The following is an 18,034-nucleotide window of genomic DNA, read 5'->3' on the forward strand; positions in this document are numbered from 1 at the left end:
CGTGGAGAGGCGAGGCGCCGAGCTACCCGGTCACGGCTCCTTCGGAGGCGGAGCGCACGAGCTTCGAGTACTTGGCGAGAACGCCGCGGGTGTAGCGCGGAGGCAGGGGCGCCCAGTCGGTGCGGCGCGCCTCCAGCTCGTCTGCGTCGACCAGTAGGTCGAGGGAGCGAGCAGCGATATCGACCCGGATGAGATCACCATCGCGCACGAAGGCGATAGGACCAGCATCCACCGCCTCGGGAGCAACGTGGCCGATGCACAGGCCGGTTGTGCCGCCGGAGAATCGACCGTCGGTCAAGAGTAGTACATCTTTTCCGAGCCCTGCGCCCTTGATGGCGGCGGTGATCGCGAGCATCTCGCGCATGCCGGGGCCGCCCTTGGGCCCCTCGTAGCGGATGACGACGACGTCGCCGGCGGAGATCTCGCCGTTCGTCAGCGCGTCCATCGCGGCGCGCTCGCGCTCGAACACGCGCGCGGGGCCCTCGAAGACGGCGGCGTCGAAGCCGGCGGTCTTCACGACGGCGCCCTCGGGAGCCATCGACCCGTGGAGGATCGTGATGCCGCCGGTGGCGTGGATGGGGTCGTCGAGCTTGCGCAGCACCTCGCCGTCGAGCGGGTCGGGGTTCAGCTCGGCGAGGTTCTCGGCCATCGTCTTGCCCGTGACGGTCATGACGTCGCCGTGCAGCAGGCCCTCGTCGAGCAGCGCCTTGAGCAGCACGGGCAGGCCGCCCTGGCGGTCGACGTCGTTCATGACGTACTTGCCGAAGGGCTTGAGGTCGCCGATGTGCGGCACGCGATTGCCGATGCGGTTGAAGTCGTCGAGCGTGAACGGCACCTCGGCCTCGTTCGCGATCGCGAGGATGTGCAGCACGACGTTCGTCGATCCGCCGAGCGCCATCGCGACGGTGACGGCGTTCTCGAAGGCCTCCTTGGTGAGGATCTGCCGGGCCGTGATGCCCTTCTTGAGCAGGTTGACGACGGCCTCGCCGGAGCGGTGGGCGTACATGTCGCGGCGGCGGTCGTAGCTCGCGGGGCTCGCCGAGCCGGGCAGGCTGAGCCCGAGCGCCTCGGCGACCGAGGCCATCGTGTTGGCCGTGTACATGCCGCCGCAGGCACCTTCGCCGGGGGCGAAGGCGCACTCGATGCGGTGGGCGTCCTCCAGGCTCATCTTGCCGGCCTTGACGGCGCCGACGGCCTCGAACGAGTCGATGATCGTGATGGGCTTCTCGGTGCCGTCGCTGAGCTTGACCCAGCCGGGCGCGATCGAGCCGGCGTAGAGGAAGACGCTCGAGAGGTCCAGGCGCGCCGCGGCCATGAGCATGCCGGGGATCGACTTGTCGCAGCCGGCCAGCAGCACGCTGCCGTCGAGGCGCTCGGCCTGCATGACGGTCTCGACGCTGTCGGCGATGACCTCGCGGCTGACAAGCGAGAAGTGCATGCCCTCGTGGCCCATCGAGATGCCGTCGCTCACGCTCACGGTGCCGAACTGCAGCGGGTAGCCGCCGCCGGCGTGCACGCCCTCCTTCGCCGCCTGCGCGAGGCGCGAGAGCGAGAGGTTGCACGGGGTGATCTCGTTCCACGAGCTCGCGATGCCGACCTGGGGCTTCTCCCAGTCGTCGTCGCCCATGCCGACCGCGCGCAACATGCCGCGGGAGGTGGTCGCCTCGATGCCATCGGTGACGACGCGGGAGCGGGGCTTGTGGTCGATCTCCGTCATGGCACGAGTTTAGGGCGTGCCGCGAGGCGGCTCCGACGCGCCGGGGAGGTCGGAGCGGCCCGCATCCGCGACGTCGTCGGCGAGCTCATCGGCGACGAGCGTCGCGGCGTCGAAGTCGCCCGTGCGGTACCCCGCCCGCCCCACCATGTGCGCCGAGATGGGCGCCGTCAGCATCTGCAGCACGACGACCGGGATGAGCAGCAGCAGCGAGGTCCAGCTGCGCAGGCTCAGCGCGAGCGCGAGCACGACGAGCACGAGGCCGAGGATCTGCGGCTTGGTCGCCGCGTGCAGCCTGCTCAGGGCATCCGGGAAGCGCAGCAGGCCGATCGCGGCGGCGAGCGAGAGGAGGGCGCCGCCGATGAGGAGAACGCCGGCGACGATGTCGAGGATGCCCGCCACGGGCGCTGCGTCGATCACGAGTCGAGCTCCTTCCCCGCGGAGTCGGGCATCGCCGAGGCCGCGCTGCGGCTCGAGAACCCCGCGCCGTCGGGCGTCGAGGTTGCCCCCGTCGCGCTCGTCGCCTCGGGGCGCGTGACGAAGCGCGCGACCGAGACGGTGCCGAGGATCGCGGTCGCGGCGAGCACGACCATGAGCGGGATCGTGCGGGTGTGCCCGTTGGCGACCATCTCGGTGCCGACGACGAGGATGAGCGTGGTCAGCAGCACGTCGGAGCCGATGACGCGGTCGACGATGCTCGGCCCGCGGATCACGCGCCACAGGGCCAGGAGGGCGGCGACGGCGAGGATCGCCCCCGCGATCGTGATGAGCACGGTCATCGCACGGCCTCCCACTCCTCGCGCGAGCCGATCGCGCGCAGCAGGCGGCGCTCGTAGTCGAGCACGTGGGCGCGCGTGCGCTCGACGCGCTCGGCGGAGTCGACGCCGAGGGCGTGCACGTAGAGCACCGAGTTCGGGCGGTCGACCTCGAGCACGACCGAGCCGGGCACGAGCGAGACGGCGAGCGCCGTGCCGGTGAGCACGAAGTCGCTGCGCGTCGTGAGGTCGACGCGGATGACGGCGCTGCGGGGCACGCCGCGCGGCCGCACCGCGAGCCAGGCGACCTCGAAGGAGGCGACGACGAGGTCGCCGAGGAAGCGGGCGAGGAAGACGAGCATCCACCAGGCGTTGAAGCGGCCGGATAGCACGACGGGCGGCAGGTACAGCGCCTGCGTGACGATGAGCGCGACGACGAGGCCTGTCAGCACGGTGAGGGGGGTGACCGAGCCCCACAGCATCATCCAGAGCAGCACGAGCGCGAGCAGGAGCGGGGCCTTCTGCTTGAGCGGCACGCGCGCGCGCTCGGCGGCCCGGGCATCCGCCTCGGTCATGTCGGCCGCGCCGCGCGCGGCGACGGGATCGGTCATTCGAGCTCACCCCCCTCGGCCGAGCTCGGGAACACCGTCTGGATGTACACGCTCGGGCCGTCGAGGTTCTGGCCGGCGCGGTCGGCGATCGCGTAGACCGGCCCCGCGAAGACGGTGAGCGCGACGCTCACCGCGACCATGCCGGCGGTCGACGCCGTCATGAGCCGCGGCGTCGACCGGGTGCCGGAGACGGTCGAGGTCGAGAGCGGCGCCTCCTCGACCGAGCGCAGCAGTCGCGACTGGTCGCCCTCCACGGCGTCGGCCGAGCGCCAGAACGCCAGGTTCCACACCCGGATGAGGGCGTAGAGGGTGAGGAGGGAGACGAGCGCGCCGCCGGCGATGAGGGCGTAGGCCAGGGCATCCCCCTGCTCGGCGGTCGCCTGGAAGAGACCGAGCTTGCCGAGGAAGCCGGAGAACGGCGGGATGCCGCCGAGGTTAAGGGCGGGGATCAGGAACAGCGCCGCGACCACGGGGGCGCTCGCGGCGAGGCCGCCGATGCGCGAGATCGAGGTGCTGCCCGCCTCGCGCTCGATCAGGCCAGCGGCGAGGAAGAGCGTCGTCTGCACGACGATGTGATGCACGATGTAGTAGATCGCCGCGGCCGTGCCCTCGACCGTGCCGAGCGCGACGCCGAGGATCATGTAGCCGATGTGGCTCACGAGCGTGAACGACAGGATGCGCTTGATGTCGGCCTGCGCCACTGCGCCGAGCGCGCCGACGATCATCGTCAGCAGCGCGAGCACCATGAGCGCCGGGTTGAGCTCGGGCCCGGGGAAGATGACGGTCTCGACGCGGATGATCGCGTAGACGCCGATCTTCGTCAGCAGGCCCGCGAACGCCGCCGTGACCGGCGCGGGCGCCGTCGGGTAGGAGTCGGGCAGCCAGAACGACAGCGGGAAAACGGCGGCCTTGATGCCGAAGGCGACGAGCAGCATGACGTGCAGCAGGATCTGCACGTCGACCGGCAGCTCGTCGATGCGCTGCGCGATCTGCGCGATCGTGACGGTGCCGAGCGCGCCGTAGATCATCGCGATCGAGGCGAGGAACAGCAGCGACGACACGAGGCTCACCACGACGTACGTGACGCCGGCGCGGATGCGCGACTCCGTGCCGCCGAGGGTGATGAGCACGTAGCTCGACACCAGCAGGATCTCGAACCCTACGTAGAGGTTGAACAGGTCGCCCGCGACGAAGGCGACCATGACGCCCGTGGTGAGGATCAGGTAGGTCGGGTTGTAGATCGAGACCGGGGTCTCGTCGTCGCCGTCGGCGAGACCCTGCCCGACCGAGAACACGAGCACCGCGAGCAGCACGACGGCCGAGACGACGATCATGAGCGCCGCGAGCCGGTCGACGATGAGCACGATGCCGTAGGGCGCCGCCCAACCGCCGACCTCCATCACGAGCGGGCCCACCTGGTCGACCTGCCACAGCAGCACCGCGCCGATCGCGAGCAGCACGACGAGCGAGGTGATGGCGATCGCCCGCTGCGGGCGCGGGCGACGGCCGGCCACGAGCGTGAGCGCCGCACCGAGCAGCGGCACGAGCACGACGAGGGGCACGAGCGCGGTCATCGCTGCGGCTCCGTCTCGTGCGGGAAGTCGGTCGTCGAGGCCTCTGGCGCGGTCTCCTCCGCCTCGATGAGCACCGCTCCCCCGCGCAGCGCGACGTCGTCGGCGTCGTCGCTCACGTCGTCGGCGTTCGCCAGGCGCCAGGAGCGGTAGATGAGGGCGAGCAGGAACGACGACACGGCGAAGGTGATGACGATCGCCGTGAGCACGAGCGCCTGCGGCAGCGGGTCGGTGTACTCCTCCGGCGCGATCGCCGGGTCGAAGATCGGCGCGAGCCCGGCTTCGCCGACCATGATGATGATGAGCAGGTTCGTGGCGTTGCCGGCGAGGAGGAACCCCAGCAGCACGCGCGTGAGGCTGCGCTCGAGCAGCAAGTAGACCGCGCACGCGTAGAGCGCCGACATGACGATGACGAGGACGAGCGAGACGGTCACGGACGGCCTCCGGGGGTCGCGGGTGCGGCGGGCTGCACGGGCGTCGTCGAGCGGGCGGCCTCGCCCTGCCGGTCGACCTCGGCGCCGAGGCTGCGCAGCACGTCGAGCACGAGGCCCACGACGATGAGGTAGACGCCGATGTCGAAGATCGTCGAGGTGACGAACTCGACGTGGCCGAGCACGGGCAGCTCGGTCTCGACGAAGGCGGAGGTCAGGGCATCCGCCCCCAGCAGCAGCGGCGCCGCGGCCGTGCCGACCGCGAGGAGCATGCCGGTGCCGAGCACCGTGCCCGCGCCGATCGGCGCCGCCGCCCCGAGCTCGAAGCGCCCGCCCGCGAGGTAGCGGCCCACGAGCGCGAGGCCCGCGACGAGGCCGCCGCCGAAGCCGCCACCCGGCAGGTTGTGGCCCGCGAAGAGCAGGTAGAGCGACACGACGATGATCGCGTGGAAGGTGAGTCGCACGACCACCTCGAGCAGGATCGAGCGGTTGCGCGGGTCGAGGGTGGGTCCGGCGAGGATCCAGGCGTTGCGCAGCTCACCGGGGCGGCCCTGCTCGCGCACGCGGTCGAGCCGCGCCTCCACGCGGCGGCGCAGCTGCCCGCGCGGCGCCCGCGGCAGCGCGTCGTCGCGCCCGCGGATGAACAGCAGGCTCGCGACGCCCGTCGCGGCGGCGATGACGACGGCGAGCTCGCCGAGCGTGTCCCAGGCGCGCAGATCGACGATCGCCACGTTGACGGTGTTACGGCCGTGACCGATCTCGTAGGCCAGCTGCGGCCAGGCGAGCGAGATCGGCTGCTCGGTGCGCGCGCCGGCCGCGACGAGCGCGATGACGCCCATCGTCGCGCCGACCGCGACGGCGATGACGGCGCGCAGCGCCTTCCGCGTGCTGCCGTGCCGGTCGCCGAGCTGCGCGGGCAGCCGGCGCAGCACCAGCACGAAGGCGATGAGCGTCACGAGCTCGACGAGAATCTGCGTGATCGCCAGATCGGGCGCGCCCATGATCGCGAAGAGCGCGGACATGCCGAAGCCCGTCACGCCGACCACGACGACCGCGGTGAAGCGCTTCTGCGCGCGCGTGGCCGCGACGGCGGCGATGACCATGACGAGGCCGATCGCGAGCTGCGCGGGCGTATCCCACAGGCGCACCTCGCCGGGCCCCGAGCCGCCGAGCAGCAGCGTCGCCCCGGTACCGGCGATGAACACCACGAGGATCACCCCGAGGTAGAACGGCAGCGACCCGCGCTGCGTGAGGCTCGTGACCCGCACGGCGAGGCGGTCGACCGCGCCGACCGAATCCCAGTAGAGGTCGGTCGCGCTCATCGGGCTGTGCACGCGTGCGTGCAGGCGGGCGATCGGCTCGCGCGCCGCGAACAGGGCGACGCCGGCCAGCAGCGCGCCGATCGACAGGGCGAGCTCGAGTGTGAACCCGTGCCAGAGCTCCAGGTGGTAGTCGCTCGCGCCGTCGACGGCCGCCGCGACCGGCGCGAGCGCGGCGTCGGCGAGCGGGGCGAGTGCGCCCAGCGCGAGACCCGCGACCGCGAGCGCGGCGGGAGCGAGCAGGAAGCCGGGGCCGACCCGCTGCAGCACCGAGGCATCCGTCGCGTCGCTCTTGCGGGCGAACGCGCCCCAGAAGAAGCGGATGCTGTACGCCGCCGTGAGCGCCGACCCGATCACGACGCCGATCGTCGCGATCGCGGCGAGCGCGTCGCCGTCTCGCGCGTCGACGAGCAGCGCGTACAGCACGGCCTCCTTCGCGACGAAGCCGAACAGCGGCGGCAGGCCCGCCATCGAAGCGAGCGCGAGCCCGGCGATGACGGCGAGGGAGGGGGCGCGGCGGCCGAGGCCCGACAGCTTGCGGAGGTCGCGCGTGCCCGCGCCGTGGTCGATGATGCCGACGACGAGGAAGAGGGTCGCCTTGAACAGCGCGTGGGCGACGAGGAGGGCGGCCGCCGCGAGCGCCGCGTCGCGCGTGCCCCAGCCGGTGATGACGGTGAGGAAGCCGAGCTGGCTCACCGTGCCGTAGGCGAGCAGGAGCTTCAGGTCGTGCTGGCGCAGCGCGACCCACCCGCCGAGGATCATCGTCGCGAGGCCGAGCCCGACGAGCAGCTCGCGCCAGCCCGGGGTCGCGGCGAACGCGGGAGCGAACCGCGCGATGAGGTAGATGCCCGCCTTGACCATCGCGGCGGCGTGCAGGTAGGCGCTGACGGGGGTGGGGGCCGCCATGGCGCCGGGCAGCCAGAAGTGGAAGGGCAGAATTGCCGACTTCGACAGTGCTCCGACGAGCACGAGCACGATCGCGGCCGTCGTGAGCGGCCCCTCCGGCGTCGCGGCGAGGATCACCTCGATGCTCGCGCTGCCAGCCTGCTGGGCGAGCAGCACGAGGCCGACGAGCATGACGAGGCCGCCGAGCGTCGTCGTGATGAGCGCCTGCAGCGCCGCGCCACGGCTCGCCTTGCGCCCCTGATAGTGGCCGATGAGCAGGTACGAGAAGACGCTCGTGAGCTCCCAGAAGACGAACAGCAGGAAGACGTCCTCCGCGAGGACGAGCCCGTACATGGCGCCGGCGAACGCGGTGAGGGTCGAGGCGAAGCGGCCGATGCCCTCGCTGTCGCGGCCGAAATAAAAGGCGCAGTAGACCATGACGAGCGCGCCGACGCCCGTGACGATGAGCGTCATGAGCCAGCCGAGCGCGTCCATGCGCAGGTCGAGGGTCAGCTGCAGCTGCGGGATCCACGCCGCGCGCTCGACGAGCGCCTCACCGGCGAGCACGGCGGGGCCGACGGCGAGCGCGTGCGCGAAGGCGCCGAGCGGCACGAGGGCGGCGACGAGGAAGACCCGCTGCTTGAGCCACGGCGTGAGGTGCACGAGCACGAGGGCCGCGAGGCCGAACAGCGCGAGGGAGACGAACACGGGTCCTCCCTCGGGTGTCGGTGCGGCACGGGCGGGAGAGGGCTGGCGTGAAGCGCTCTCGTGTCGAGTTTACCGAGTGTCGCCTGAGAGGCGGCGGCGAGCGTCGAGCACGTGGGTGAGCAGGGCCGCCATCGCGGCCGGGTCGGCGACGCGGGCGCGCGCCGCCGTCGGGCCGTCACCGACCTTGACGCCGAGATCGTGCGGGCCGAGCACGGCGAAGCCGTCCTCATCGGTCACGTCGTCGCCGGCGAACAGCACCGCATCGGGGGCGAGACGATCGATGAGGATGCGCAGGCCGTCGCCCTTCGTCGCGTCGCGCACCGCGAACTCCACCACGCCCTTGCCCGCGCGCACGGTCAGCGCGGGGTCAAGCTCGGCGGCGCTGGCCCGCACCGCCGCGTCGAGGAGCCGCGCCGCCTCCGCGTCAGTCACGAGGCGGGAGTGCACCGCGAGACCCGCGGGCTTCGCCTCGATCCACGCACCCTCGACCTGGGCGACGAGCGGCTCGAGCCGCGATCGCAGGGCGAGCACGCGGTCGGCGTCGGCGGCGTCGAGGGGCGGCAGGGCATCCGTCGCGCTCATGCGCACCTCGAGGCCGTGCGAGCCGATGAGCGGCAGGTCGTCGGGCGCCTCGCCGACCTCCGCGAGGCTCGCGAGGGCGCGACCCGAGACGAGGGCGACGCTCGTGCCGGGCAGCGCGTGCAGACCGAGCAGCGCCTCGCGAGCCGCCGGCAACGCGCGCGCGGCGGCCGGGTCGTCGACGAGCGGGGCGAGGGTGCCGTCGAAGTCGAGGGCGACGAGCAGCCGCGGCGCCGCGGCGAGGCGATCGAGCTCGGCGGCGAGGGCGGGGCCGGTGAGCGCGCCGCCGCTCATCGGCTGCCCACGTGCCGCAGCGTGTCGAGGAAGCTCTGCGACCAGCGCGCGACGTCGTTCTCGCGCACGCGGCGACGCAGGGCGCGCATGCGGGTCGAGCGCTCGCGCTTGGGCATCGCGATGGCCCTGAGCATGGCCTCCTTGAGGCCCTCGATGTCGTGCGGATTCACCAGCAGCGCGTTCTTGAGCTCGTCGGCGGCGCCGGCGAACTCGCTGAGGATGAGCACGCCGTCCTCGTCGTGGCGGCAGGCGACGTACTCCTTCGCCACGAGGTTCATGCCGTCGCGCAGAGCCGTGACGAGCATGACGTCGGCGGCGAGGTACAGCGCCACCATCTCCTCGCGCGGGTAGCCGTGGTGCAGGTACGAGATCGCCGGATGGCTGATCGTCGAGTAGTCGCCGTTGAGGCGGCCGACCGTGAGCTCGATCTCGTCGCGCAGCTGCATGTACGCCTCGACGCGCTCGCGGCTCGGGCTCGCGACCTGCACGAGGGCGACCTCGCCCGTGCGGGCCGAGCCGTCGCGCAGCAGCTCGCCGAAAGCCTTCAGCCGGTGGCCGATGCCCTTCGTGTAGTCGAGCCGGTCGACGCCGAGCATGATCGTGCCGGGGTCGCCGAGGTCGTGCCGGATCTGCGCGGCGCGCGCGATGACCTCCGGCCGCCGCGCGATCTCCTCGAAGCTCTCGACGTCGATCGAGATCGGGAAGGCCTTGGCGATGACGGTGCGGTGGCCGCCCTGCCCGTCGGGCACGCGCACCTCGGGGCTGCGCATCCCGTACCCGAACAGGCGGCGCACGGCACTGAAGAAGTTGGCGGCGTCGGAGGCGCGCTGGAAGCCGATGACGTCGGCCCCGAGCAGCCCCTCGACGATCGCGCGGCGCCACGGCAGCTGCGAGAAGATGCCGTACGGCGGAAACGGGATGTGGTTGAAGAACCCGATCGTGAGGTCGGGGCGCAGTGCGCGCAGCATGCTCGGCACGAGCTGCAGCTGGTAGTCCTGCACCCACACCGTCGCGTTCGGCGCCGCCGCCTCGGCGCTCGCGCGCGCGAAGCGCTCGTTGACCGCGCGGTACGACTCCCACCACTCGCGGTGGTAGGCCGGCGGCGAGATGACGTCGTGGTAGAGCGGCCAGAGCGTGTCGTTGCTGAAGCCCTCGTAGTAGCGCTCGACCTCGCCGGCGGAGAGGGCCACGGGCACGAGGTGCATGTCGTCGGCCTCGAAGGGCTCGACCTCGACGTCGGCCTTGCCGGGCCAGCCCACCCAGGCGCCGTCGGCGGCGCGCATGACCGGCTCCAGCGCCGTCACGAGGCCGCCGGGCGAGCGCTGCCAGCGAGCCGATCCGTCGGGGTCGATCACCCGGTCGACGGGGAGGCGGTTCGAGACCACCACGAAGTCGAAGCGGCCGGTGCTGGGGCTCATGTTCACTCTCTTCTCGTCCGCGCGTCCGTACGGCGTCGGCCCCGTGGGGCCCCGCCGGTCGGCCACCGTATCAGCCGAGACTCATCGTTCTCTCAGACATCCACCGCTCGGGCGCGCCCGAAGGGCCGCCTAGGCTGGCCGCGTGATCCGAGTCGGCATGGGCACCACGAGCGTGCTCCCCCGCCGGCTCGAGCCCGCGTTCCGGCTCGCGCGCGAGGCCGGCTTCGACGGCGTCGAGGTGATGATCACGAGCGACCCGGCCACGCAGAGGGCTCGCGCGATCGCGGCGCTGTCGGCGCGGTACGGGATGCCCGTGCTGAGCATCCACGCCCCCGTCCTGCTCTTCAGCACCCTCGTCTTCGGGCGCGACCCGCGCACGAAGCTGCAGCGCGCCGCCGCCCTCGCCGCCGAGCTGGGAGCCGCCACGGTCGTCGCCCACCCGCCCTGGCGCTGGCAGCGCCGGTGGGCCGCGCGCTTCGAGGAGGCCGTGAGCGAGATCGCGGCGAGCTCGGGCGTCGTGGTCGCGGTCGAGAACATGTTCCCGGTGGCGGCGGGCGGGCGCACGCGCGAGGCGTTCGCGCCGCACTGGGACCCCGGCGAGCTCACCATCGACCGGCTCGTGCTCGACGTCTCGCACGCGACGATGGCCGGCCGCTCGGCCCTCGAGCTCGCCCGCGGGTGGGGTGAGCGCCTGCACCACGTGCACCTGTGCGACGCCGCCGCGCCGGGCGCCGGGCGGCTCGTCGACGCGCACCTCGTGCCGGGGCGCGGCGGGCAGCCGGTCGCCGAGCTGCTGCGGCATCTTGCCGTGTCGGGCTTCGCGGGCGACGTCGTCGCCGAGCTCAACACGCGGCACTGCGGCCGCGACGACGGCGCCCGGCTGGCGGAGCTTTGCGAGACCGTCGCGTTCGCGCGCGAGCACCTGGGCCCGAGCGCGCTGCGCTGACGGGCGCCGTGACGTCCGCGGCTAGGCGAGGAACCCGCGCAGCAGCGACGCCGTGCCCTCCAGGTGCTCGGCCATCGCCGCGCCCGCCCCGTCGGCGTCGCCCGTGAGCACCGCCCAGACGATGCGCTCGTGCTGCTCGTTCGAGTGCGCGATGTTGGGCGGCAGCAGCGGGATGCGGTCGAGCAGCGCGTTGACGCGCATCCGGTTGTCGGCGATGAGCGTCACGAGCGTCGGGCTGCCCGAGAGCTCCGCGAAGGTCAGGTGCAGGCGCGAGTCGAGGCGGCGATACTCGGCCCCCTCGGCGCCGGCCACCTCCCGCATGCGGGTCGCCAGATCGTCGCGCTGCGCGGCCGTCAGGGGCGTGGATGCCGCTGCCCTCGCCGCGCCGACCTCGAGCACCTCGCGCACGAGCAGGGCATCCCGCACCTCGTCGGCCGACACGCGCTCGCCCGGCCCCTCCTCGGGGTGCGGAAGCGGCTCGCGCACGAACGTGCCGCCGTAGCGCCCTCGCCGCGACTCGACGTAGCCGGCCTCGGCGAGCGCCTTGATCGCCTCGCGCACGGTGTCGCGGCTGACCTCGAGCCGCGCCGCGAGCTCGCGCTCGGGGGCGAGGGCCTCCCCCGGCGCGACGATGCCGAGCCTGATGAGCTGCAGCAGCCGCGCCAGGGTCTCCTCGAAGGCGTTGCCGCCCCGCACCGGTCGACTGAACGCCTCGAGCGCGAGGCCCTCCGGCGGCGGGGCGGTGTCGGGCATGGTCGTGCCGCTAGAGCGGGGTGACGTAGGCGGCGCTGATGCCGCCGTCGACGAGGAAGGTCGAGCCCGTGATGAACGAGGCGTCGTCGCTTGCGAGGAAGGCGACGGCCGCGGCGAGCTCCTCGGCCTCGGCGAAGCGGCCCTTCGGGATGTGCACGAGGCGGCGCTGGGCGCGCTCCGGATCTTTCGCGAAGAGCTCCTGCAGCAGCGGGGTGTTCACGGGGCCGGGGCAGAGCGCATTGACGCGGATGCCCTGACGCGCGAACTGCACGCCGAGCTCGCGCGTCATCGCGAGGACGCCGCCCTTCGAGGCGGTGTACGAGATCTGGCTCGTCGCGCTGCCCATGACGGCGACGAACGAGGCCGTGTTGATGATCGACCCCGACTGCTGGGCGACCATGTGGCGCAGGGCCGCGCGCGAGCAGAGGTACACGCTCTTGAGGTTGACGTCCTGCACCTTCTCCCAGGCCGGCAGCTCGGTCGTCTCGATCGAGTCGTCGTCGGGCGGCGAGATGCCCGCGTTGTTGAACGCGATGTCGAGCGAGCCGTAGGTCGCCTGCGCGGTGTCGAAGAGGTGGTTCACCTGCGCCTCGTCGGTGACGTCGACCTGCACGAACAGGCCGCCCACCTCGGCCGCGGCGGCCTCGCCCGCCTCCGGGTTCATGTCGCCGATGACGACGCGCGCGCCCTCCGCGGCGAAGCGCTTCGCGGTCGCGAAGCCGATGCCGCTCGCGCCGCCGGTGATCACGGCGACCTTGCCCTTGAGTCGCTGCGTGAGGTCGATGGGGGTGATGCTCATGGGACGGGCTCCTGTCTTAGGCGTGGGAGAAGAACACGTTCTTGGTCTCGGTGAACGCGAGCGGAGCATCCGGCCCCAGCTCTCGCCCGAGACCGGACTGCTTGAACCCGCCGAAGGGGGTCGCGTACCGCACCGAGGAGTGCGAGTTGACGCTCAGAGCGCCCGTCTCGACGCCGCGCGCGACGCGCAGCGCGCGGCCGAGGTCGCGCGTGAAGATCGAGCCGGAGAGCCCGAAGATCGAGTCGTTGGCGAGCGCGATCGCGTCGGCCTCGTCGTCGAAGGGCAACACCGAGACGACGGGGCCGAAGATCTCCTCCGTCGCGACGCGGTCGCCGCGGTTCGGCAGCAGCACGGTCGGGGCCATCCAGAAGCCGGGGCCCTCGGGCGCCGAGCCCGTGAACGCGACCGGCACGTCGTCGTCGAGGAAGGCCGCGACGTTCTCGCGGTGCCCGCGCGAGACGAGCGGCCCCATCTCGGTGGCCTCGTCGTTCGGGTCGCCGACGCGGAAACCCCGGACCGCCGGCTCGAGCAGCTCGAGGAACCGGTCGAGCACGGTGCGCTGCACGAGCAGGCGCGAGCGGGCGCAGCAGTCCTGCCCGGCGTTGTCGAACACCGAACCGGGCGCCGAGGATGCTGCTGCCTCGAGGTCGGCGTCGGCGAAGACGATGTTCGCGCTCTTGCCGCCGAGCTCGAGCGTCACGGGCTTCACCTGCGCCGCGCATCCGGCCATGACGTGCTTGCCGACCTCGGTGGATCCGGTGAAGACGACCTTGCGTACGAGCGGGTGCGTGACGAAGCGGTCGCCGACGACCGAGCCGCGACCCGGCAGCACCTGCAGCAGGTGCTCGGGCAGGCCCGACTCGAGCGCGAGCTCGCCGAGCCGAATCGCGGTGAGCGGGGTCCAGTCAGCGGGCTTCAGCAGCACCGCGTTGCCCGCGGCGAGCGCCGGCGCGAAGCCCCAGCCGGCGATCGGCATGGGGAAGTTCCAGGGCACGATGACGCCGACGACGCCGAGGGGCTCGTGGAAGGTGACGTCGATGCCGCCCGCGACGGGGATCTGCTGGCCGATGAGGCGCTCGGGCGCGCCGCTGTAGTAGTCGAGCACGTCGCGCACGTTGCCCGCCTCCCAGCGGGCGGCGCCGATCGGGTGGCCCGAGTTGCGCACCTCGAGCTGCGCGAGCTCGTCGATGTGCGCGTCGACCGTGGCGGCGAAGCGGCGCAGCGCGCGCGCGCGGTCGACCGGCGCGAGCGCCGCCCAGGCGCGCTGCGCGACGACGGCGCGCTCGACGGCGGCGTCGACCTCCTCGAGGGTCGTGTGCCGCACCGTGCCGATGACCGACTCGTCGGCCGGATTGACGAGCGTCGTCTCGCTCACGCGCGCACCTGCCGGCTCTCGGCGTAGTCGGCGGCGGCCTCGACGAGCGCCTCGAACAGCCGCAGGTCCTCCGGCGAGACCTCCGGGTGCCACTGCACGGCGAGCCCGAAGGTCGCGCCGTCGATGTCGACGGCCTGGATGACGCCGTCGTCGCCGCGAGCGCTGACGGTGAGGCCCGCGCCGACCTGGTCGATCGCCTGGTGGTGGTAGCTCTGCACCGTGAGATGCTCGCCGACGAGCTCGGCGAGGCGGGTGCCGGGCACCGTGAGCGCGGGGTTGGGCGAGAACACCCCGCCGCCGGCGTTGTAGCGCTCGCTGCCGATGACCTCGGGCAGGTGCTGGATCAGGGTGCCGCCGCGCAGCACGTTGAGCACCTGCATGCCGCGGCAGATGCCGAAGAAGGGGATGTCGCGGTCGAGCGCGCGCTCCAGGAGCGCGAACTCCAGGTCGTCGCGATCGCGTCGCGGCGCATCGTTCGTCGGGTGCGGGGCCTGCCCGTACCGGCTCGCCTCGACATCCTTGCCGCCCGTGACGATGAGGCCGTCGAGGCGGTCGAGGATGCAGTCGGCGACGCCCTCGCCCATCGGCTGGGGAGGCAGCAGCACGACGGTGCCGCCGGCGCGCGTGACCGCCTCGAAGTAGACCTTCGGCAGGAACGCGGCGGGCACGTCCCACACCCCGCTCTGCGCCTGCTCGAGGTACGTGGTCAGCCCGATGACGGGTCGAGGGCGACGGTCAGAATCGTTCGAAGCCACGGAAGCGCTCCCAGTCGGTGACGGCCGCGTCGTAGGCCTGCTGCTCGACGCGCGCCATGTTCAGGTAGTGGTCGACGACATCCTGCCCGAACGCCTCGCGGGCGATCTGCGAGCCTGCGAACAGCTCGGCGGCGTCGCGCAGGGTGCTCGGCACGCGCGGCTTGTCGCTGCCGTAGGCGTTGCCGGCGAAGGCCTCCTCGAGGGTGAGCTGCTGCTCGATGCCGTGCAGGCCCGCGGCGATGATCGCGGCCGTCGCGAGGTACTGGTTGACATCGCCGCCGGGCACCCGGTTCTCGATGCGCAGGCTGTGGCCGTGGCCGACGACGCGCAGGGCGCACGTGCGGTTGTCGAAGCCCCACGCGATCGCGGTCGGAGCGAAGCTGCCCTCGACGTAGCGCTTGTACGAGTTGATGGCGGGCGCGAAGAACAGCGTGAGCTCGCGCATCGCGGCGAGCTGCCCGGCGAGCCAGTGCTCCATGAGCGGCGAGAAGCCGTGCGGGCCGTCGCCGGCCATGACCGGCGAGCCGTCGAGCCCGCGCACGCTGAGGTGGATGTGGCAGCTGTTGCCCTCGCGCTCGTTGAACTTCGCCATGAAGGTCAGCGACTTGCCGTGCCGGTCGGCGATCTCCTTCGCGCCGTTCTTGTAGATCGAGTGGTTGTCGCACGTGGCGAGCGCGTGGGCGTAGCGGAAGGCGATCTCCTGCTGGCCGAGGTTGCACTCGCCCTTGACGCCCTCGCAGTACATGCCAGCGCCGTCCATGCTCACGCGGATGTCGCGCAGCAGCGGCTCCATGCGGGTCGACGCCATGAGCGCGTAGTCGATGTTGTAGTCGCTCGCCGGGGTGAGGTCGCGGTAGCCCTTGCGCCAGGCCTCGCGGTAGCCGTCGTCGAAGACGATGAACTCCAGCTCGGTGCCGACGTAGGGCACGAGGCCGCGCTCGGCGAGGCGGTCGATCTGGCGGCGCAGGATCGCGCGCGGGCTCGGCGCGACCGGCTCGCCGTCGTGGTTCTCGAGGTCGGCGATGACCATCGCGGTGCCGGGCAGCCAGGGGGCGAGGCGCAGCGTGCCGAGATCGGGGCGCATGACCATGTCGCCGTAGCCGCGCTCCCAGCTGGAGATCGCGTATCCGCCGACCGTGTTCATCTCGACGTCGACGGCGAGCAGGTAGTTGCAGCACTCGGCGCCGTGCGCGCCGACCTCCTCCAGGAACAGCCGCGCCGAGACCCGTTTGCCGACGAGGCGCCCCTGCATGTCGGTGAAGGCGACGATGACGGTGTCGATCTCGCCCGAGCGGATGCGCTGCTCGAGTTCGCCCATCGTGAGGTTGCCCGATCGCACGTCGGGGGGTGATGCCGCCATCGCTCGTCTCCTTCGACCGCCGTGGTTTCGACCATTACTAGCACAGCGGCCAGCACCGGCGCGCCCGTTCTCGGGGTGTCGAGGCCCTCAATGGTGGACACAGGCCACCTTTGGGGGCATGCTTCCCTCCAAGCGCAACGAGGCGCCCTGCCATCGAGCGCGCACCACCCCCTGTCCACCCCGGACTCGATGTCCATCCCCCCAGGAGGAATGCATGGCGGAAACGACCAAGGCGACGGGCGGTGTCACGTACACCCGCGTCGACCAGGGCTACTTCGAGAAGCGCGGGCTGCGCCGCACGGCAGGAGTGTGGGGCCTCTGGGGCCTCGCCGTCGCCGCGGTCATCTCCGGCGACTTCTCGGGCTGGAACTTCGGCATCGACTTCGCGGGCTTCGGCGGCATGCTCATCGCCTTCGTCGTGCTGGTGGTTATGTACTACGGGCTCACCTTCTCCATCAGCGAGATGTCGGCCGCCATGCCGCACACGGGCGGCGCCTACTCGTTCGCGCGCTCGGCCATGGGCCCGTGGGGCGGCCTCGTCACGGGCGCGGCCGAGACGATCGAGTACGTCGCGACGACCGCGGTCATCGTGTTCTTCTCCGCCCAGTACCTCGACGGCGTGACGAGCGGCCTGCTGAACTTCTCGCTCGCCGAGGCCGACCTCATGTGGGTGTGGTGGATCGTGCTCTACGTCGCCTTCGTCGCGCTCAACGCGGCCGGCGCGCACATCTCGTTCCGCTTCGCGATCGTCGTGTCGATCATCGCGATCGGCATCATCCTGGTGTTCTCGGTCATGGCGCTCGCCTCCGGCCTGTTCTCGTGGGACAAGCTGTGGGACATGCCGGTCAACCCGGACGCGGTCGGCGCCTCGACCTTCCTGCCGGAGGGCATCCTGCCGATCCTGTTCGCGCTGCCGTTCGCCATGTGGTTCTTCCTCGGCATCGAGGAGCTGCCGCTCGCCGCGGAGGAGTCGCACACCCCCGAGAAGGACATTCCCCGCGCCGGCGTGCTCGCCCGCGGCACCCTCATCATCACGGGCCTGCTGGTGCTGTTCCTCAACACGGGCATCCTCGGCGCCGAGGCGACGGGCGTCTCGCTCGAGCCGCTGCTCGACGGGTTCCGCGCGATCGTCGGCGACGAGCTCGCCGCCGTGCTCGCGATCTTCGCCCTCATCGGCCTGCTCGCCTCGCTGCAGGGCATCATGTTCGCCTACGGGCGCAACATGTACTCCCTGTCGCGCGCCGGCTACTACCCGAAGTTCCTCTCGCTCACGGGCAAGAGCCAGACCCCGTGGGTGGCGCTCGTCGTCGGCGCGGTCGTCGGCTTCGTCGCGATCGTCTCGCTCGACCTGCTCTCGCGGCTCGACCCGGAGGGCGTTGGCGCGGTCGCCGGCGCCATCATCCTCAACATCGCGGTGTGGGGCGCGGTCGTGGCGTACTTCCTGCAGATGGTGTCGTTCATCATCCTGCGTCGGAAGTTCGCGAACGCGAACCGTCCCTACAAGAGCCCGTGGGGTCTGGGCGGCGCCTACAGCGCGGCCGCGATCGCCGCGCTCGTGTTCGTGGGTCTGCTCATCAACCCGGCCTTCCAGGCGGCGATCGTGGCGATCATCGTCGTCTACGCGCTCATCCTGCTCGGCTTCTGGCTGCACTACCGGCACCGCCTCGTGCTCTCGCCCGAGGAGGAGTACGCCATGAGCGGCGGCACGCACGAGCTCACCAAAGAGCAGTAGCGCAGCATCCGCTGACGCCCGCGAGGGCA

General features: G+C 71.9%; 16 protein-coding genes. 2 read left to right on the forward strand and 14 right to left on the reverse strand.

Translation table 11 applies throughout. The features are described from left to right. Positions 1-22: 22 nt before the first annotated feature. The 9 genes from ilvD to otsA form a co-directional block, all read right to left on the reverse strand. Positions 23-1,717, reverse strand: a complete 1,695-nt coding sequence (ilvD, locus tag ID804_RS11265; protein ID WP_169080153.1) for a dihydroxy-acid dehydratase — start codon at positions 1,715-1,717, stop codon at positions 23-25. A gap of 9 nt (positions 1,718-1,726) precedes the next feature. Beyond that, positions 1,727-2,134, reverse strand: coding sequence for a monovalent cation/H(+) antiporter subunit G (gene mnhG / locus ID804_RS11270; RefSeq protein WP_169080155.1), 408 nt, complete (start codon positions 2,132-2,134; stop codon positions 1,727-1,729). Then, a complete protein-coding gene (locus tag ID804_RS11275; RefSeq protein WP_169080158.1) occupies positions 2,131-2,493 on the reverse strand; it encodes an MrpF/PhaF family protein in 363 nt (120 codons plus the stop codon). Before ID804_RS11275 ends, mnhG begins: the two co-directional genes overlap by 4 nt. Then, entirely contained in the window at positions 2,490-3,080 is a 591-nt protein-coding gene (locus tag ID804_RS11280) for a Na+/H+ antiporter subunit E (protein ID WP_169080160.1), read from the reverse strand. The genes ID804_RS11275 and ID804_RS11280 overlap by 4 nt, the downstream gene beginning before the upstream one ends. Next, a complete protein-coding gene (locus ID804_RS11285) occupies positions 3,077-4,654 on the reverse strand; it encodes a Na+/H+ antiporter subunit D (protein ID WP_169080162.1) in 1,578 nt (525 codons plus the stop codon). The genes ID804_RS11280 and ID804_RS11285 overlap by 4 nt, the downstream gene beginning before the upstream one ends. Then, a complete protein-coding gene (locus tag ID804_RS11290) occupies positions 4,651-5,085 on the reverse strand; it encodes a Na(+)/H(+) antiporter subunit C (protein ID WP_169080164.1) in 435 nt (144 codons plus the stop codon). The genes ID804_RS11285 and ID804_RS11290 overlap by 4 nt, the downstream gene beginning before the upstream one ends. Continuing rightward, positions 5,082-7,994 (reverse strand): Na+/H+ antiporter subunit A, encoded by a 2,913-nt coding sequence (locus tag ID804_RS11295; protein WP_169080166.1) that lies wholly within the window; start codon positions 7,992-7,994, stop codon positions 5,082-5,084. The genes ID804_RS11290 and ID804_RS11295 overlap by 4 nt, the downstream gene beginning before the upstream one ends. 69 nt (positions 7,995-8,063) lie before the next feature. Then, on the reverse strand, positions 8,064-8,867 hold the full coding sequence (otsB, locus tag ID804_RS11300) for a trehalose-phosphatase (RefSeq protein WP_169080168.1): 804 nt from the start codon (positions 8,865-8,867) through the stop codon (positions 8,064-8,066). Then, a complete protein-coding gene (gene otsA, locus ID804_RS11305) occupies positions 8,864-10,285 on the reverse strand; it encodes an alpha,alpha-trehalose-phosphate synthase (UDP-forming) (protein WP_169080170.1) in 1,422 nt (473 codons plus the stop codon). Before otsA ends, otsB begins: the two co-directional genes overlap by 4 nt. A gap of 142 nt (positions 10,286-10,427) precedes the next feature. Between otsA and ID804_RS11310 the strand changes: the two genes are divergently transcribed. Next, positions 10,428-11,231 (forward strand): sugar phosphate isomerase/epimerase family protein, encoded by an 804-nt coding sequence (locus ID804_RS11310; RefSeq protein WP_211161226.1) that lies wholly within the window; start codon positions 10,428-10,430, stop codon positions 11,229-11,231. A gap of 21 nt (positions 11,232-11,252) precedes the next feature. On the opposite strand, the gene ID804_RS11315 is transcribed toward ID804_RS11310, so the two are convergent. The 5 genes from ID804_RS11315 to ID804_RS11335 are packed head-to-tail and all read right to left on the reverse strand — an operon-like array spanning position 11,253 to position 16,273. Next, positions 11,253-11,984 (reverse strand): FadR/GntR family transcriptional regulator, encoded by a 732-nt coding sequence (locus ID804_RS11315; protein ID WP_169080172.1) that lies wholly within the window; start codon positions 11,982-11,984, stop codon positions 11,253-11,255. 10 nt (positions 11,985-11,994) lie between these two features. Continuing rightward, entirely contained in the window at positions 11,995-12,783 is a 789-nt protein-coding gene (locus ID804_RS11320) for a 3-oxoacyl-ACP reductase (protein WP_169080174.1), read from the reverse strand. A gap of 16 nt (positions 12,784-12,799) precedes the next feature. Next, complete coding sequence (locus ID804_RS11325) at positions 12,800-14,158, reverse strand: aldehyde dehydrogenase family protein (protein WP_169080176.1); 1,359 nt, start codon at positions 14,156-14,158, stop codon at positions 12,800-12,802. Next, the gene (locus ID804_RS11330) at positions 14,155-14,913 is read right to left on the reverse strand and encodes a gamma-glutamyl-gamma-aminobutyrate hydrolase family protein (RefSeq protein WP_169080178.1); all 759 of its coding nucleotides are present in this window, start codon (positions 14,911-14,913) and stop codon (positions 14,155-14,157) included. Before ID804_RS11330 ends, ID804_RS11325 begins: the two co-directional genes overlap by 4 nt. Then, on the reverse strand, positions 14,894-16,273 hold the full coding sequence (locus ID804_RS11335) for a glutamine synthetase family protein (protein WP_169080180.1): 1,380 nt from the start codon (positions 16,271-16,273) through the stop codon (positions 14,894-14,896). The genes ID804_RS11330 and ID804_RS11335 overlap by 20 nt, the downstream gene beginning before the upstream one ends. 214 nt (positions 16,274-16,487) lie before the next feature. Here ID804_RS11335 and ID804_RS11340 point away from each other — a divergent pair, with 214 nt between their 5' ends. Next, the gene (locus ID804_RS11340) at positions 16,488-18,005 is read left to right on the forward strand and encodes an amino acid permease (protein ID WP_169080182.1); all 1,518 of its coding nucleotides are present in this window, start codon (positions 16,488-16,490) and stop codon (positions 18,003-18,005) included. Positions 18,006-18,034: the final 29 nt, after the last annotated feature.

Source organism: Microcella alkalica (genome assembly GCF_014595885.1).
GTDB lineage: Bacteria > Actinomycetota > Actinomycetes > Actinomycetales > Microbacteriaceae > Microcella > Microcella alkaliphila_B.

Coding starts and splice junctions, on each gene's coding strand:
- ID804_RS11335 (WP_169080180.1), bottom strand. CDS start 16,273: ATGGCGGCATCACCCCCCGACGTGCGATCGGGCAACCTCACGATGGGC.
- ID804_RS11340 (WP_169080182.1), top strand. CDS start 16,488: ATGGCGGAAACGACCAAGGCGACGGGCGGTGTCACGTACACCCGCGTC.
- ID804_RS11280 (WP_169080160.1), bottom strand. CDS start 3,080: ATGACCGATCCCGTCGCCGCGCGCGGCGCGGCCGACATGACCGAGGCG.
- ID804_RS11275 (WP_169080158.1), bottom strand. CDS start 2,493: ATGACCGTGCTCATCACGATCGCGGGGGCGATCCTCGCCGTCGCCGCC.
- ID804_RS11285 (WP_169080162.1), bottom strand. CDS start 4,654: ATGACCGCGCTCGTGCCCCTCGTCGTGCTCGTGCCGCTGCTCGGTGCG.
- otsB (WP_169080168.1), bottom strand. CDS start 8,867: ATGAGCGGCGGCGCGCTCACCGGCCCCGCCCTCGCCGCCGAGCTCGAT.
- ilvD (WP_169080153.1), bottom strand. CDS start 1,717: ATGACGGAGATCGACCACAAGCCCCGCTCCCGCGTCGTCACCGATGGC.
- otsA (WP_169080170.1), bottom strand. CDS start 10,285: ATGAGCCCCAGCACCGGCCGCTTCGACTTCGTGGTGGTCTCGAACCGC.
- ID804_RS11320 (WP_169080174.1), bottom strand. CDS start 12,783: ATGAGCATCACCCCCATCGACCTCACGCAGCGACTCAAGGGCAAGGTC.
- ID804_RS11315 (WP_169080172.1), bottom strand. CDS start 11,984: ATGCCCGACACCGCCCCGCCGCCGGAGGGCCTCGCGCTCGAGGCGTTC.